The organism is bacterium SCSIO 12643 (assembly GCA_024398135.1).
Taxonomy (GTDB): Bacteria; Bacteroidota; Bacteroidia; order Flavobacteriales_G; family Salibacteraceae; genus CAJXZP01.
In genome coordinates this window covers 3,539,994-3,556,070 of the sequence record CP073750.1, presented here as the reverse complement: position 1 = coordinate 3,556,070, position 16,077 = coordinate 3,539,994, and the positions used below count along the sequence as shown (strand labels likewise).

Annotated in this window: 15 protein-coding genes and 1 tRNA gene; 13 read left to right on the top strand and 3 right to left on the bottom strand. The window is 36.1% G+C overall.

What is annotated here, in order from left to right; all coding sequences use genetic code 11:
• Positions 1-9: 9 nt before the first annotated feature.
• On the bottom strand, positions 10-552 hold the full coding sequence (locus tag KFE94_15645) for a GNAT family N-acetyltransferase (GenBank protein ID UTW66069.1): 543 nt from the start codon (positions 550-552) through the stop codon (positions 10-12).
• Between the two features lie 183 nt (positions 553-735).
• Here KFE94_15645 and KFE94_15640 point away from each other — a divergent pair.
• The 6 genes from KFE94_15640 to KFE94_15615 all read left to right on the top strand — a co-directional run bounded on the left by KFE94_15640 (position 736) and on the right by KFE94_15615 (position 4,509).
• Positions 736-820: transfer RNA gene (locus KFE94_15640), tRNA-Ser, on the top strand.
• A 209-nt stretch (positions 821-1,029) separates the two neighbouring features.
• The gene (locus tag KFE94_15635) at positions 1,030-1,641 is read left to right on the top strand and encodes a MarC family protein (GenBank protein UTW68296.1); all 612 of its coding nucleotides are present in this window, start codon (positions 1,030-1,032) and stop codon (positions 1,639-1,641) included.
• Between the two features lie 6 nt (positions 1,642-1,647).
• The gene (locus KFE94_15630; GenBank protein UTW66068.1) at positions 1,648-2,493 is read left to right on the top strand and encodes a hypothetical protein; all 846 of its coding nucleotides are present in this window, start codon (positions 1,648-1,650) and stop codon (positions 2,491-2,493) included.
• Between the two features lie 80 nt (positions 2,494-2,573).
• Positions 2,574-3,377 (top strand): hypothetical protein, encoded by an 804-nt coding sequence (locus KFE94_15625; protein UTW66067.1) that lies wholly within the window; start codon positions 2,574-2,576, stop codon positions 3,375-3,377.
• Between the two features lie 68 nt (positions 3,378-3,445).
• Positions 3,446-3,925: a hypothetical protein gene (locus KFE94_15620; protein ID UTW66066.1), complete on the top strand. Its 480-nt coding sequence runs from the start codon at positions 3,446-3,448 to the stop codon at positions 3,923-3,925.
• The gene (locus KFE94_15615; GenBank protein ID UTW66065.1) at positions 3,922-4,509 is read left to right on the top strand and encodes a Crp/Fnr family transcriptional regulator; all 588 of its coding nucleotides are present in this window, start codon (positions 3,922-3,924) and stop codon (positions 4,507-4,509) included. The genes KFE94_15620 and KFE94_15615 overlap by 4 nt, the downstream gene beginning before the upstream one ends.
• Here the strand turns inward: KFE94_15615 and KFE94_15610 are convergent.
• Positions 4,506-5,480 (bottom strand): NAD(P)-dependent alcohol dehydrogenase, encoded by a 975-nt coding sequence (locus KFE94_15610; protein UTW66064.1) that lies wholly within the window; start codon positions 5,478-5,480, stop codon positions 4,506-4,508. The two genes, KFE94_15615 and KFE94_15610, sit on opposite strands and share 4 nt — an antisense overlap.
• A 164-nt stretch (positions 5,481-5,644) precedes the next feature.
• Here KFE94_15610 and KFE94_15605 point away from each other — a divergent pair, with 164 nt between their 5' ends.
• The 7 genes from KFE94_15605 to KFE94_15575 all read left to right on the top strand — a co-directional run bounded on the left by KFE94_15605 (position 5,645) and on the right by KFE94_15575 (position 15,602).
• Positions 5,645-7,111, top strand: coding sequence for a gliding motility-associated C-terminal domain-containing protein (locus tag KFE94_15605; protein UTW66063.1), 1,467 nt, complete (start codon positions 5,645-5,647; stop codon positions 7,109-7,111).
• An 80-nt stretch (positions 7,112-7,191) separates the two neighbouring features.
• Positions 7,192-8,802 (top strand): ATP-binding cassette domain-containing protein, encoded by a 1,611-nt coding sequence (locus KFE94_15600; GenBank protein UTW66062.1) that lies wholly within the window; start codon positions 7,192-7,194, stop codon positions 8,800-8,802.
• A gap of 193 nt (positions 8,803-8,995) precedes the next feature.
• Positions 8,996-11,248: a TonB-dependent receptor gene (locus tag KFE94_15595; protein UTW66061.1), complete on the top strand. Its 2,253-nt coding sequence runs from the start codon at positions 8,996-8,998 to the stop codon at positions 11,246-11,248.
• Positions 11,249-11,328: 80 nt separating this feature from the next.
• A complete protein-coding gene (locus tag KFE94_15590; GenBank protein UTW66060.1) occupies positions 11,329-11,634 on the top strand; it encodes a septum formation initiator family protein in 306 nt (101 codons plus the stop codon).
• Between the two features lie 153 nt (positions 11,635-11,787).
• The gene (locus KFE94_15585) at positions 11,788-13,134 is read left to right on the top strand and encodes a hypothetical protein (GenBank protein ID UTW66059.1); all 1,347 of its coding nucleotides are present in this window, start codon (positions 11,788-11,790) and stop codon (positions 13,132-13,134) included.
• Between the two features lie 9 nt (positions 13,135-13,143).
• Positions 13,144-15,294 carry a methylmalonyl-CoA mutase gene (scpA, locus tag KFE94_15580; protein ID UTW66058.1) on the top strand — a complete coding sequence of 717 codons (2,151 nt, stop codon included), beginning with the start codon at positions 13,144-13,146 and terminating at the stop codon, positions 15,292-15,294.
• Positions 15,294-15,602, top strand: a complete 309-nt coding sequence (locus KFE94_15575) for a YbaB/EbfC family nucleoid-associated protein (protein UTW66057.1) — start codon at positions 15,294-15,296, stop codon at positions 15,600-15,602. The genes scpA and KFE94_15575 overlap by 1 nt, the downstream gene beginning before the upstream one ends.
• A gap of 18 nt (positions 15,603-15,620) precedes the next feature.
• Here the strand turns inward: KFE94_15575 and KFE94_15570 are convergent, their stop codons facing one another.
• A complete protein-coding gene (locus KFE94_15570) occupies positions 15,621-16,064 on the bottom strand; it encodes a hypothetical protein (GenBank protein UTW66056.1) in 444 nt (147 codons plus the stop codon).
• Between the last annotated feature and the right edge of the window lie 13 nt (positions 16,065-16,077).

Sequence of the window (16,077 nt, the reverse complement as noted above, 5' to 3'; positions counted from 1 at the left end):
AACCAAATTCTACGATTTTACATTTGAATTATCCTTCCTAAGTCTGGCATAGGTACTTATACTGATAAAATTTCCATTTTTAATTTCACAGTCTTTCATAGTACCTTCAAATTCAAACTGAAATTTCTCTAACACCCTTTTAGAATTAGAGTTTTCAATCTCAACAAAAGCTTCAATTCTATGAAGGTTTAACCTACCAAAAGCATCATTCATTATTTCGGGAAAAGCTTCAGATATATAGCCCTTTCCCCAAAACTTAGGCAATAACCAAAAACCAATTTCTGCTTTTCTATGCTCATGACTTAAATTATTCAGTCCTATTGCTCCTACAAAAACATCATCCTTTAAAGTAATTGCACGCCACAAACCTGTACCTGCTTTTTCCAGGTTTTCAAACCATTCCATTTGTGCTTTTGTAGCTTCTAGACTATTAAAACTTACCCCGTAATATTTGATAACATCGGGATCAGAAAGCCCCTTAAAAACATTCCCCAAATCATTGCTTTCAAAAGCTCTCAAAAACAACCTTTTAGTTTCTAGCGTTTTACTCATGGTTAAATAGTATTAAAATGATTTGAAATCTGTAAGATTATTTCGTATCCAAAACTAAGATTTTATTCAGATCAAATGAAAAAACCGTAGCCTAATCCATTCATAAAAAGAACCTTAAAAACTACTTTCAAAAAAATGTTTTGAAGTGCTTTCTATAATCAAAAAGAAACGTACTTTCGCAGCGGAGAATTGGCAGAGTGGTCGATTGCGGTAGTCTTGAAAACTATTGTACCGTGAGGTACCGGGGGTTCGAATCCCTCATTCTCCGCATCAAAAGGAAGGTCTTCATATGAAGACCTTTTTTTATTCCCCCCCTTAACCTAACAGGTTTAAAAAACCTGTTAGGTTAAGGGGCTCCTTTTTCGTTGTAGAATTAATTTATATGTTTGATTTCTAGTTACTATTTATTAATTCTATCCAGATACTTATTTCTGCTATGATAGATTGAACCTACTATTTTAATTGATTCTGTTTATGATGAACGAACTCATCGCCACCTTTATATTCTTTTTTGCAGTAATTGATCCTATTGGTTCTGTTCCGGTATTTATTGTTGCTACCAATGGTTTTAATGAAGCTGAGAAAAAAGCAACTGCCTTAAAAGCAGTAACTGTATCATTACTAGTTCTGTTGTTCTTTATCGTAGTCGGAGAGCTTATTCTTGATGCTATTAAAATTCCACTTCCGGCATTTCAAATTGCCGGAGGAATTGTTCTTTTTCTATTCGCTTTAACGATGATATTTGGTGACAGTAAACCCGAATCAGAGATCAAGACAATTAAAAACACAACCGAAACAGCCATTTTCCCAATGGCGATTCCCTCTATTGCCAGTCCGGGAGCTATGCTTGCTGTTGTCTTACTTACTAAAAATGATGAAAACAGTATTTTAGAACAATTTCAATCTAGTTTAATACTTCTGGCTGTTTTGGCTTTAGTCCTTCTTCTTTTGCTGTTAGCGACCAGAGTACACAGAATCATTGGAGATGGAGGTGCCAGTATTATAAGTCGGGTGATGGGACTCATTTTATCCTCTGTAGCAGTTGCCAACATAATCGATGGAATTAAAGAATCTTTTCATTTAGCTTAAAATTTGATGAAACTTAATACATATACCTTTCAACTAAACACCAAAATAATTTGTAGCCTGTTTTTCTTTTTCTTCGGTATTTCAAATTCTTATGCAGATTATCCGAATATGGATTCGGTAAATGCCAAGTTCTATGCTACAGATACGCGTCCATGGCTTATTGAAATCCCAATTTGGGTTCCCGGGTTCAGAGGTCAATTGGCCTATGGTGATTTTGATTTTTTTGCTGGGGATAAGGAATCGAAAGAACATAAAAGAATTAATTCCAAGCTAGGTATTGAATTTTACTTTAATGGACGATTTGTTTATCAAAGAAAAAAATTATGGTTTCAATTAGATGCTTTTTCCGGAACAGTTTCCAATACATTCCAATACACCTCTTTGACAGGTAACAATACTTCTGAACTGGTCAAATTAACTTCTCATGGAACAATCCCCAGGTTGAGCACAGGATACTCTGTTTTTTCACATCAAAAAAACCATCGATTTAAATTGGATATCATCCCATATATCGGATTGCGATATATTAATATTAGAATCAAATCAGACATTTTCAATCATGATGACGTTATCGATGTTAGGCCTTCCTGGTTAGAACCGGTCATTGGGCTTTATCTACCTATTAGCTATCAACGTTTTAAAATGGTTATTCAAACAGATATTGGCGGCTCCAATAGAAAAAACACCTGGGCCATAAATCATCATTTTCATTATAGAATATCTAAGTTAATAGATGTTAGATTAGGCTGGACTTTAATCAATCTGCACTATAGAGAGCAAGTGTTAAATGACGATTTGTATTTTAACATTCGATTGGTGGGCCCTACAGCAGCGGTTGGTTTTAGATTTTAGTAACAATACTTTCTTTTAGCTTTAAAAAGTGTTTTAAACTACCTTTGAAAGTGTAAATTCATCATTCCTATCCGAACCATATGAAACGAATTGAATTATTTGAGTTTGAAGATTTTGGATGGTTGCCTAAAAGCATTCGAACAAGTTTAACTCACCTATTAATGGTACTTCACAAAATGTTAGGTACCAGCTCAGTTGTAGCCCATATCATTGAAACCGCTCTAAAGAAAACTCCTTTTTCTCAAATCATTGATTTGGGCTCAGGTTCCGGAGGTGCTGTAGTCAATGCTGTTCAGCAAATCAATAAGAACAATAAACAACTTAAGCTAGTTCTAACAGATTTACATCCACATCCGGATTACGTCAAAAAATTCAATGATCAACAGATTCCCCATATCACCTACTCAGAAAAGCCTATTGACGCCACCATCCTGGATCAGGCCCCTGTTGGATTAAAAACTATGATGAACAGTTTCCATCATATAGCCCCTCAAAACGCCAAAAGAATTCTAAAGTCTGCCCAGGATAATCATCAACCGATCCTGATTTATGAAATTGGAGAAAATTTTGTTCCAACTCTTATTTGGTGGTTAATGCTTCCTATTTCGCTGGCTATTCTTTTTATTATGGTTTTATTCATGACTCCATTTGTTAGACCACTCACCTGGAAACAATTATTGTTTACCTACATCATACCTGTAATTCCTATTATTTATGCCTGGGATGGTCAGGCTTCAACCATGCGTACCTATACGTTTGAAGATATAAAGACACTTATTGCAGACTTTAAAAACGACAATTACATCTGGGAAATAAATAAAGCTCCAAAAAGTAATGGTAAATATCTGGGTTATTATGTTCTGGGGTATCCAAAATCCAGCTAAATCTCTATGTATTGTTTTTTCAATTTCGTTTAAAGATTCCTATCTTTATTCGCACAAATAATACTCCGATGTCCAAGAATTTTAAAGAAACTCAGAAATACAATCAATGGTGGTTTTGGTTGTTTTTATTTGCTTTATGCCTTATTCCTATTTCGGCCATATATCAACAACTTATTATGGGAGAGCCATTTGGTGAACACCCTTTATCAGACTCCGGAATTGTTGTTCTATCAGCAGGTGTTTTCATTTTGGTAATGGTATTTGTTTTTATCAGGTTAGAAACCCAAATTGATTCTAACGGCATTCAGATGAAATTCTTTCCGTTTATGCGTAAAAAACTCCGATGGGATCAAATCAAATCAGCTGAGATTATTGATTATAAATCTATTACTTCAGGAATTAGATTTAGCTTGAAGTATGGAACTATTTACAGAATATCAGGTAAAAAAGGGTTATTTATTGAACTCAAAAATGGAAATAAACTATTGATTGGAACCCAATCATCAGATCATTTAAAAGAAGTTTTAAATCACTATAACCTTTCATGAAAGACGCATTAATTCGATTTCTCAAAAGCTTTGAGTTACTTACTCCGGATGAAATAAACATCATTGCGGATCATACGAATCTCAAAACATTTCCCAAAGGCACAATTTTATTAGAAGAAGGTGATATTTCAAAAGAGTGTTACTCCGTGATACAAGGATGTGTCCGTGAATATTATATTGTTGATGGTATCGAAAAAACAACAGCATTCTTTACAGAAGGCCAACCAGTAAACTCATTTACGAGTGGGATTAACGGAACTGCAGCCAAGCACTATTTGGAATGCGTTGAAGAAAGTATTCTTACTGTGAGTGATCAACAATTAGAACAAGAAATGTGTCAACGCATTCCACGTTTAGAGCTTATTATCAGACAAGAAGTTGAAAGGAATAATGGCTTGCTCCAGGATCAATTAGCGGCTTATATTACCTCCTCTCCTGAACAACGCTTTATAAAACTATTGGAAGAAAAACCCGGTCTGATTGGACGCGTACCTCAACATCAAATTGCAAGTTATTTAGGAGTTACTCCGGAATCATTAAGTAGAATTAAAAAACGCGTATTCTCAAAAGAACGCTCTCTTTAAAACTCTATCGCCAGATTTCCCCTTTTGTGTCCTGTATCTACATATTGATGTGCTTTTACAATCTCATCGATAGGATATGTTTTGTCCATAACCACATTTAACTTACCCTCCATAATCCATGATTCTATATGTTCCAGAAACTGATTTAATAACGATATATCTTTTAAACCCGTTGCCTCAAATTTGGCTTTTTTACCACTTCTCAAGGAAGTCTTCAACATATCCATCAATAATGGAAAGCTCAGTACCGGTGATAAATATTTCCCTCTATTGTTTAACACTTTCTTCGTTCTCGCGTATGAGCTTTTACCAATAGTATCATAAACCACATCATACTGCTCCAATTTTTCTGTAAAATCGTCTTTGCGATAATCTATCACTTCATCTGCACCAATGCTTTTTACCCATTCGGTATTTCGATCACTGCAAACTGCCGTTACATGTGCTCCCAGACACTTCGCAATTTGAATACCCGCTGTTCCCAATGAACCAGCTCCACCATTAACCAATACACGTTGTCCCTTTGAAAGTTTTCCTAAATCTTTCAAGAAGTTGTAAGACGTCAATACACCATCACACATACATGATGCCTGAGCATAACTTAATTGTTCAGGTAATTTCCGTACAATACTTTTCTCTACATGTGTACGTACATATTCTGCATTTGCTCCAAATCCAAAAACCGTTTCACCATAAACTTTATCTCCAACCTTAAAGTCGGTCACATTGCGCCCCACTTCTGTCACTACTCCAGCAAACCCTGTTCCTACCATAGGTTGTTTAGGTTTTTTCCATCCCAAAAACAAACGTCCAAACTTAGGTTCTCCTTTCCTTAAAAAGGTATCTGCGGTGGTAATACTCGCAGCGTGATTTCTGATAATAATCTCATTTTCTTCTGGTGCGACACGAGGAATATCTTTTACCTGTAATACTTCCGGTCCACCGTATTGACTACAAAAAACTGCTTTCATGCTTTTCATTTTGATTCAGCAAACGTATTTACAGTCTATTCCAAAATCCGTTGACTTAAGATAAGAAACGAAAATTTTCAAAGATTCGACACATTCATTTACATTTGATATCTACTAATACAAACTGATCTGCAATAAATAAGTCCTGAGATAATTTTCAAATGATGAAAAGATTAATCCTTGTTCTTCTTTCTTTCCTCATAAACTTTGAAGTTATTTATAGTCAATGTGATATCTCCTATGATTACTCCTCAGGTACGGGTTGGACTCAAATTGGAACAAATGTTCAAATCTCTAATGGTCAAGTTGAATTCCTAAATGGTGCTGCTGACGGTTCTCAAAGAAGAGTTTATAGAGGTTTGGGACATGTTGTCAATGATACGAATTGTTGGAATGCAGAATTCACTTTCTTACCTCAATCTGTTGGAAGTTATCAAGGACAGCCTTTTACAGGTCATGTACCTTTTGCATTAACAGCAGGAACTCAAGACCCTTTTAGCGACTGTCCTAATATTCCTTGTACTGGATATCCTGTAGGGACACAGGAAGGAATAATCGTTTTATTTGGAGCGAATAACCCACCAACCGGAGATTTATGGTTCAAAATAAAAATTAAAGACAATACATCAGAATATACTTCCAGCAATCAAATTAACATTCCTCAATTAGGAATTCCATACTACATGCAGTTTGAAAAGACATTTTCGGATGTTCATTTACATGTGTTTTTAGATAGTGGAAAGACTATCCCGTTACCTGGCTCCCCAATCTCCCTGGCTGTTCCTTCTACTGTAGATGGATTACATATTATCCAGCATGCAGCAGTTGCAAGAGGGTATCAGTTAAGACAACTTACTGGTACAGTAGATGACTTATGTATTGACATTAATATGGGATGTCAGGTTAGCATTCCCATTCCTGGTAATAAATATATTGACTCTGCGGATATTTGCGTTGGAGATTCTGTAAAACTACTGGATAACAGATATCAAATTAACCAATGGGCGGAAGCATCAAACCCACAAACTATTATTTCAACGAATTCTACTTTAACGGTTTCTCCTTCCGTTACCACAATATACTTGGCGTATGGAATTAATGACACAACAGTTTTCAAAATAAATGTACACTCTCCTCCTTTTCTCTATCTTGGTACAGATACTTCTATCTGTCTAAATTCTCCATTTACTCTAAATACGAATATTTCGAACGCTAGTTTTTTGTGGCAAAATAATTCAAGCGCCCCCTTTTTTAACGTAACCACACCAGGTAAATACTGGGTTACGGTAAACAAAAAAAACTGTATAGTCTCAGATACAATTATGATTGATTCGATTGAGTGTAAAAGTCCACCTAAACCAACTCAAACTATACTTGAACTTCCGAATATTTTCACCCCAAATGGTGATTTGACTAATGACTTTTTTGTTCCTGTAACACGTTCTGGTATTACTTCTATGCATACGGTGATCTATAATAGATGGGGTGTTGAAATCTATCAAAGTAATTTTTTGGATATCGTATGGGACGGATATAGCTTTCCATCTGGGACATATTTTTGGGTAATTGATTATGTTGATATAAACAACATTTCCAAAAGGATTACCGGAGATATTACTTTGATTAGATAATATCAATTACAAATAATTCAGACAAATCCATTTTAAAAAAACAAAGATTCACTAGTTTTGCACGCTCAAAATTCTAGGTAATGATCTCAACGCATAACGTTTCTTTACAATACGGTAAACGTGTTCTTTTTGATGAAGTTAATATCAAATTTCACGGTTCAAATTGTTTTGGTGTAATTGGTGCAAATGGTGCCGGAAAATCAACATTTCTTAAAATCTTAGCAGGTGATATTTCACCTAACTCTGGTTATGTTACCATTGAACCAGGGAAAAGAATGGCTGTACTTCGTCAAAATCACACGGAATTTGATGAATCTACTGCCCTAGATACCGTAATGATGGGCCACACTAAATTGTGGGATATCATGAAAGAGAAAGATGCGATTTATGCTAAACCTGATTTCTCTGAAGAAGATGGAATCAAAGCCTCAGAGCTGGAAGCGGAATTTGCTGAAATGGATGGTTGGAATGCCGAATCAGACGCAGCGTCTTTATTGAGTAACCTAAACATTAATGAAGAGGATCATTATAAATTATTGAAGGATCTTCCAGGTTCTGCTAAAGTACGTGTATTATTGGCACAAGCACTTTTCGGTAATCCTGATATCTTGATTCTGGATGAGCCTACCAATGATCTGGATATGGAAACCATTTCGTGGTTAGAAGACTTCCTTTTAGAATTTAAGAACACCGTAATCGTTGTATCTCACGATAGACACTTTTTGGATACAATCTGTACCCATATTGCGGATATCGATTTTGGAAAGATCAAAACATTTACCGGAAACTACTCTTTCTGGTATGAATCTAGCCAATTGGCATTGAGACAAAAGCAAGCGGCAAACAAGAAAGCTGAAGATCGTAAAAAAGAATTACAAGAGTTCATTTCCAGATTTAGCGCAAATGCATCTAAATCAAAACAAGCGACTTCTCGTAAGAAATTGTTGGATAAAATTAATGTAGATGATATCCAGCCATCTTCACGTAGATATCCTGCGATTATCTTTAATCAAAGTAGAGAAGCTGGAGATCAAATCCTTCATATCGAAGGATTAAGCAAAACACTTGATGGTGAACCTCTATTCTCTAACTTGGATCTAAATGTAACCAAAGGAGATAAGATTACTATTATCAGTAGAAATACTCTTGCGATTCATGAATTGTTTAAAATCTTAAATGGAGAATCTGAGGCGGATTCAGGTTCTTTCTACTTTGGACAAACAATGACCACCGCATATTTACCAGCCAATAATGATAAATTCTTCGAAACAAAAGATAACTTAATCGACTGGTTGAGACAATTTTCTGAAATTAAAGATGATGTCTACGTTCGTGGCTTTTTAGGAAAAATGCTGTTCACAGGAGAAGAGACATTTAAAGAAGCTAACGTGTTATCCGGAGGTGAAAAAGTACGTTGTATGATTTCAAGAATGATGTTAGCAGAAGCAAACTTCTTGATGATTAATGAACCTACCAATCACCTGGATCTGGAATCTATTCAGGCCTTCAATAATTCTTTAATCGACTTTAAAGGAACATTAATGTTTGCTTCGCATGATCATACTTTTACCAACTCGGTTGCAGATCGCGTACTGGAAATTGGACCAAAAGGGATCATGAACAAACAGATGACATATGATGAATACATGTCTAATCCTAAGATTCAGGAAGAAAGAGAAAAAATATACTAATCGTTCATAAATTTATAGAAAACCTGAGTGACGCACTCAGGTTTTTTTATGCTTATTTTTATCTCAATCATTTCAAAAACAGTATTTTTAGCTTAATCTAAATATTTATTTTAATAAAAAGCAAAAAAATATTTTTTATTACAAAAACTGATATACATTTGCGCATTATTTAAAAGGATTCTAATAACATCTGATGCGTAAGCTTATACTTATTTCATTTTTTATTCCATTTTGGGTAATGGGTCAAACCGGAAATATTTCCGGGATTGTTTCCAGTGAAAACGAAAGTGTCCCATTCGCTAATGTGGGATTAGTTGGAACTTCGTATGGTGGAGCTTGCGATATAGATGGCAAATTCAATATTACCAATATTCCTGTTGGAAAATATACGATTCAGGTAAGTGCTATTGGATTTAAGACCTTCAAACAAGAAGTTGAAGTTAAGAATGGGACAAACACCTTTAACTTTAGTATTCAAAAAACAGGTACCAGCTTAGACGAGGTGGTAGTTACCGGTACACTAAAAGAAATTTCACTTAAACAATCAGCGGTTCCAATTGAGGTATACACCCCTAAATACTTTATGAAGAATCCCACTCCCTCCATGTTTGAATCCCTACAAATAGTGAATGGCGTACGACCACAAATCAATTGCAGCGTATGTAATACTGGAGATGTACACATCAACGGAATGGAAGGTCCATATACGATGATTACGATTGACGGAATGCCAGTAGTCGGTGGGTTAGCATCGGTTTATGGTTTAAACGGAATTCCAAACAGCATGATTCAAAGGATGGAAATTGTAAAAGGTCCGGCCTCTACCCTTTTTGGCTCTGAAGCTGTAGGAGGTTTAATCAATGTGATAACAAAATCTCCAGAAAAATCACCAAAATTTTCATTTGATGTCATGGGGACCACCTGGGGCGAAGTGAATACAGATATTTCCACAAAATTCAAAATTGGTAAAGCCAGCTCAATGGTAGGCGTTAACTATTTCAACTATAGCAATCCTATTGACAACAATGGAGATAACTTCACGGATGTCACCTTACAAGATCGAATCTCAATTTTTAATAAATGGAGTCTTCAGCGTAAAGACAATCGTGTAGCGACTTTAGGTTTAAGATACGTTTATGAAGATCGTTGGGGAGGTGAAATGCAATGGACACCTGAGTTTAGAGGTGGTGATAGTATTTACGGTGAATCGATCTATACTTCTCGATATGAGATTATCGGTAAATATCAATTACCTACTTCCGAAAAACTATTCTTGAGCTTTTCTTATTCGCATCATGATCAAAACTCGGTTTACGGAACGACTCCTTATTTAGCCATTCAAAACATTGCTTTCTCACAATTGCATTGGAACACCAAAGTGAAAGAAAAACATGACCTATTGGTTGGAACTGCATTTAGGTATACCTTTTATGATGACAATACACCTGCTACTTATTCGGCTGATTCTCTAAATCCAGCGAATCTTCCGGATAAATTTTATCTACCAGGTGTTTTCATACAGGACGATATCACATTTAACAAGAAGAATAAATTACTACTTGGAATTCGATACGATCACGATTCAAGACATGGAAATATTATCACCCCCAGAGCCAATTACAAATGGACACCCAATGACCTTAATTCTCTACGGGTAAGTTTTGGTACCGGATACCGCGTGGTAAATTTATTTACGGAAGATCATGCTGCAACAACTGGGGCGCGTGAAGTGATTATCAAAGGAGATTTAAATCCAGAACGCTCATATAATGCCAATGTGCATTATCAAAAATTTGTCAATACCAAATTTGGCTTTATCAACTTCAACACCAGCGTATTCTACACCTACTTCACCAATAAAATTACACCCGACTACGAAACCAACCCGGATCAGATTATTTACGAAAATCTGGATGGATATGCAGTATCTCAAGGCTTAAGTTTCAATACCACTTTAAATTTTACCGTACCTCTAAAAATCAAATTTGGAGGAACTTTCCTTGATGTATATGAAATGAATAGAAATGAGGAAGGTGAATTGGTTCGTCAACAACAATTGCTGACGGAGAAATTTTCCGGAACCTTTAGCGTAAGTTATGATATTTACAAACATCATTTAAAAATTGATTATAGCGGAAACCTTATTGGACCAATGAAATTACCTCTTGTTGAAAATGACTTCCGCCCGGAATATTCTGACTGGTACAGCATCCAAAACATTCAAATCACAAAGACACTTAAGAGAGGCTGGGAAATCTATGGCGGAGTTAAAAACCTTCTCAATTTCACTCCTCCGGCATACTCTATTCTACGTCCGGAAGATCCATTCGATAAAAATGTGGATTCACCAGATAATCCTAACGGATATACCTTCGATCCAACTTATGTATATGCACCGAATCAGGGAATCAGAGGATTTCTTGGTGTGAGATATTCAATGAAATAATAATCTTATTTCATACTGCAATGTTAATAAATCACGTTATTGATTTCGGATAACCGCATTACACCAATTAACTTTGCCACATGTTAAAAGCATATTGGGATAAGGTGCCGAAATGGCTAAAGAACAGATATTCATTGACATTAATAGCGTTCACTGTCTGGATGTTGTTTTTTGACTCTAACGATGCTTTTATGTTGTACAAACTAGATAATGAACTACAACAAATTCGCTCTGAAAAAGAATACTTTGAAGAAAGAATTGAAACTACCAAAGCAGATTTAGATAATTTACTGAACGACAACCAAAAGTTGGAAAAATTTGCACGCGAAAAATATCTGATGAAAAATAGTGATGAAGATATTTTTGTAATTACGGTAGAAGAATAATCTGAATTTCCTCTCCCCTATTTTTCTAGTATTTATCAGCACCGACAATTGTTATTAAATTGCAATTTACCCTTTCAGTTTTTAGTTTCAAATAATGAACTAATCCTTATTTTCGCAGATTGAATACCGCATTCGCGGAATATATAGGAGTTTATGCAAAAGTTTGATTTAAACGAATTCAACACCAGTTCTCATCAAGAATGGCGTGAAAAAATCCTTGTAGATCTTAAAGGAAAAAGTCTTGAATCATTAGATAAAGTCAATAACGATTTTTTAAAAATTCGCCCGGATTATACTTCTGAAGATGCTATTGACCATTCAACTGCTCAATTCATCTCTAATAATATCAAAAACGCGGATACCAAAGACAATTGGTGGATCAATCAGCTTTTTACTGGTGATGATCACAAATCTTTAAATGAGAAAATGCTCGTAGCTTTAAATGCCGGAGTAGATTCCATTAGTCTGGAAATCAGTGACGACACCAATTTTGATGTGCTATTTAAAGATATCATCCCGGAACATATTGAAATTCGATTTGTAAATGCCACTCTGGCACAAATTAAATCTTATCTGGAATGGGCACAACAACATCAATACGATACGACTCTATTTGAAGGAACATTTGAGGTCTATTATAATGAAATTAATGATGTTGCCAACCGAATTGAAATCGCACAACTGATTTTAGATCACTTCCCAAAAATGAGTATGGTCAATATCAATGGGGCTTATTTCTTTAATCAAGGCGCTACCAACTTGCAACAAATTGGGATCAGTTTAGCAATGGCTCATGAAATTCTTGCAGAGCTTATTGATCACAATATAGCTCCGGAAAAGGCAGCTCATTTAGTAAGTTTCTCTTTTGCAACTGGGGCTGATTTCTTTGGCGAAATCGCAAAATTCAGAGCATTTAAATCGTTGTGGGCGATTATACTTCAGGAATATGGTATTCAAGATCACCCGATTTTAGTGCATGGTGTCACTTCCACATGGACACAAACTGTTTTGGATATTAACAACAATATGCTTAGAAGCTCTACACAGGCATTATCGGCTGTATTAGGTGGTTGTCAAACAATAACGGTAACCCCGTTTGATGCTTCAGTTAGACCAAGCAATGACTTTTCAGAAAGAATGGCACGTAATACCCAATTGATTATTCGTGATGAAGCATTCGCAGGAAAAGTAACCGATATAGCATCAGGTTCATATTACATTGAACAACTGACCGTAGAGGTTGCAGAAAAATCGTGGGAAATATTTCTTGAAGTGGAAAACAATGGCGGGTTCTTAAATGCTTTCAATTCAGGCATCATATCCAATTGGGTCACTGAATCACGTGATAAGTACTGGGAAAAAGCGGCTTCAGGGGAAACCACAATTCTTGGAGTGAATAAATATCCAAACCCTTCAGAAAATAAAGAAGCCCTATTTGATGAGAAGGAAAAGAATCAGATGAATCACCTGAGTTTATCTGACGCGATCAAAAATTCTTAAGATAATATTATGCGTAAAACATTTGCACATATCAATATAAAGGAGGCTTTACAAAAAGCTTCAAATTCAAATAAGTCAGTTTCAGAAACATCCTCATGGAAAGCACCTGAACAAATTGACATTCCGAAAAATTTGAATGACCAGATTCAGTCTCCGGCAATGCAAGAAGGTTATGTTGCTGGATTGGCTCCATACCTACGTGGACCATATTCTACAATGTATGCTTCGCGCCCGTGGACGGTTAGACAGTATGCCGGATTCAGTACTGCCGAAGAATCAAATGCCTTTTACAGACGAAATTTAGCAGCCGGACAAAAAGGTCTTTCTGTAGCTTTTGATTTGGCAACACACCGTGGATACGATTCTGATCACGAACGTGTGGAAGGAGATGTTGGAAAAGCAGGTGTGGCTATTGACTCTGTGGAGGACATGAAAATTTTATTCGATCAAATTCCATTGGATAAAATGTCCGTTTCCATGACTATGAATGGTGCGGTATTACCTATCATGGCCTTTTATATTGTTGCAGCTGAAGAACAAGGAGTAACTCCTGAAAAGTTAGCCGGTACGATTCAAAATGATATTTTGAAGGAGTTTATGGTACGAAATACCTATATCTACCCTCCTACACCTTCAATGAAAATTATTGCGGATATTTTTCAATACACTTCGAAAAATATGCCGAAATTTAATTCCATAAGTATATCCGGATATCACATGCAAGAAGCTGGTGCAACGGCTGACATTGAGTTGGCTTACACATTGGCAGATGGTTTGGAATATGTACGTACAGGGTTAGCAAATGGATTAGATATTGATCAATTTGCTCCACGATTATCATTTTTCTGGGCGATTGGTATGAATCATTTTATGGAGATTGCCAAGATGCGTGCGGGTCGTTTGATCTGGGCAAAACTGATCAAGCAATTCGATCCAAAGAATCCAAAATCAATGGCTTTGAGAACGCATTGTCAAACCTCAGGATGGAGTTTAACAGAGCAAGATCCTTTTAACAATGTAACCAGAACTTGTGTAGAGGCTTTAGCGGCTGCATTAGGTGGTACGCAGTCTTTGCATACCAATGCATTGGATGAAGCTATTGCACTACCTACGGATTTCTCGGCTAGAATTGCCAGAAATACACAAATTTACTTGCAGGAAGAAACGGGAATCACCAATGTAGTTGATCCTTGGGGTGGGTCTAAATACATTGAGTATTTGACCGAAGAAATTGCAAATAAAGCCTGGGCTCTGATTCAAGAAGTAGAAGAATTGGGCGGGATGACTAAAGCAATAGAAACGGGTCTACCTAAACTTAGAATTGAAGAAGCTGCCGCAAGAAAACAAGCCAGAATCGATGCTGGAAAAGATGTTATTGTAGGTGTGAACCAATTTCAGGTGGAATCTACAGAAGAACTAGAAATCTTAGATGTGGATAATACTGCTGTAAGGTTATCTCAAATTGAACGTATCAATTCAATTAAAGAGTCCCGTGACCAGGAAGCTTGTCAAAAAGCTTTATCTGCGTTAGAAGAAGCAGCCAATACTGGAAATGGTAATCTATTAGAACTTGCAGTTAATGCTGCGCGTTTACGTGCGACATTGGGTGAGATTTCTTTAGCATTGGAAAACGCATTCGGTAGATTTAAAGCAACAACTCAATCTGTAAAAGGAGTTTATTCTTCAGAAGCTATGCACAACAAAGATTTTAAAACCGCTATTGATAAGACCAATGAATTTGCTGAGTTAGCAGGCCGTAGACCACGTATTATGGTGGCTAAAATGGGCCAGGATGGTCATGATCGTGGCGCAAAAGTTATTTCTACTTCATTTGCCGATATTGGATTTGACGTGGATATCGGTCCATTATTCCAAACACCGGAAGAAGCTGCGAAACAAGCAGTGGAAAATGATGTTCATATTTTAGGGGTATCTTCTCTGGCTGCTGGTCATAAAACACTGGTTCCTCAGGTTATTGCAGAACTTAAAAAATATGATCGTGAAGATATTATGGTAATTGCTGGTGGAGTGATTCCGCAACAGGATTACGAATTTTTATACGAAGCCGGAGTACTAGGTATTTTTGGTCCTGGAACCAACATTTCTAAGGCAGCTATTGAAATTCTGGATATTTTAATCACAGCTAAAAGCAATAATTAATGTTTGGTGATTTAAAGAACAAAATCAATCAGGGAAAAGACGAGTTGAATAAAAGAATGGATAGCGCATATGTTCGTTCTGCTTCTCCTAGTAAAATGATTGAGGTAATTGCCAATGGCAATAGACAGATTATAGATCTAAAAGTTCAATCGGAGATTTATGAAGATCCTGAGCAGTTTGAAGATGAACTTATCATCACTTTAAATCAAGCTTTAGAAAAAGCAGATGTGATGTATCAGGAAGAAATGAAAACGGCAATGAAAGGCTATATGCCTAATATTCCCGGACTAGATGGATTATTAGATTAAAAGAGTGTTTAATTCGAATTAGGCAGCAGACTTAATTCGAATTAAACGATGTCCTTTTATGGTCGTTTTAGTCTTTTTGAAACGATCCTCATTAGGTGTTGGTTTTTGAAACGACTGGATTTTATTATATAACTTTCTCCATTGTAAAGCTTCGTTCCACTCCCCTTTGGCTTGCATATCCGCAATTTGATGTTGCAAACGTGTAACCCATAATTTATTGATTGCATTATCTCTAAAGCTCACCTGATCCAGAGGCAAAATGAATTTTCCTTTCTTATCAATCAACATATCATATTGTTCCGGACAACAAATTTCAAATTGATGTACCCATTTTTGTCCGTTAAAGTAACATTTCCATGCTTCAATATTCCAGTTCATTGCATTTGCCCACTCCATAGATGAAATATGAGATGGCTTTGCTTTTTGTCTGGCTGTTCTTTTTATTTTTTCAATTGACATCATCACTTCCGTTTTT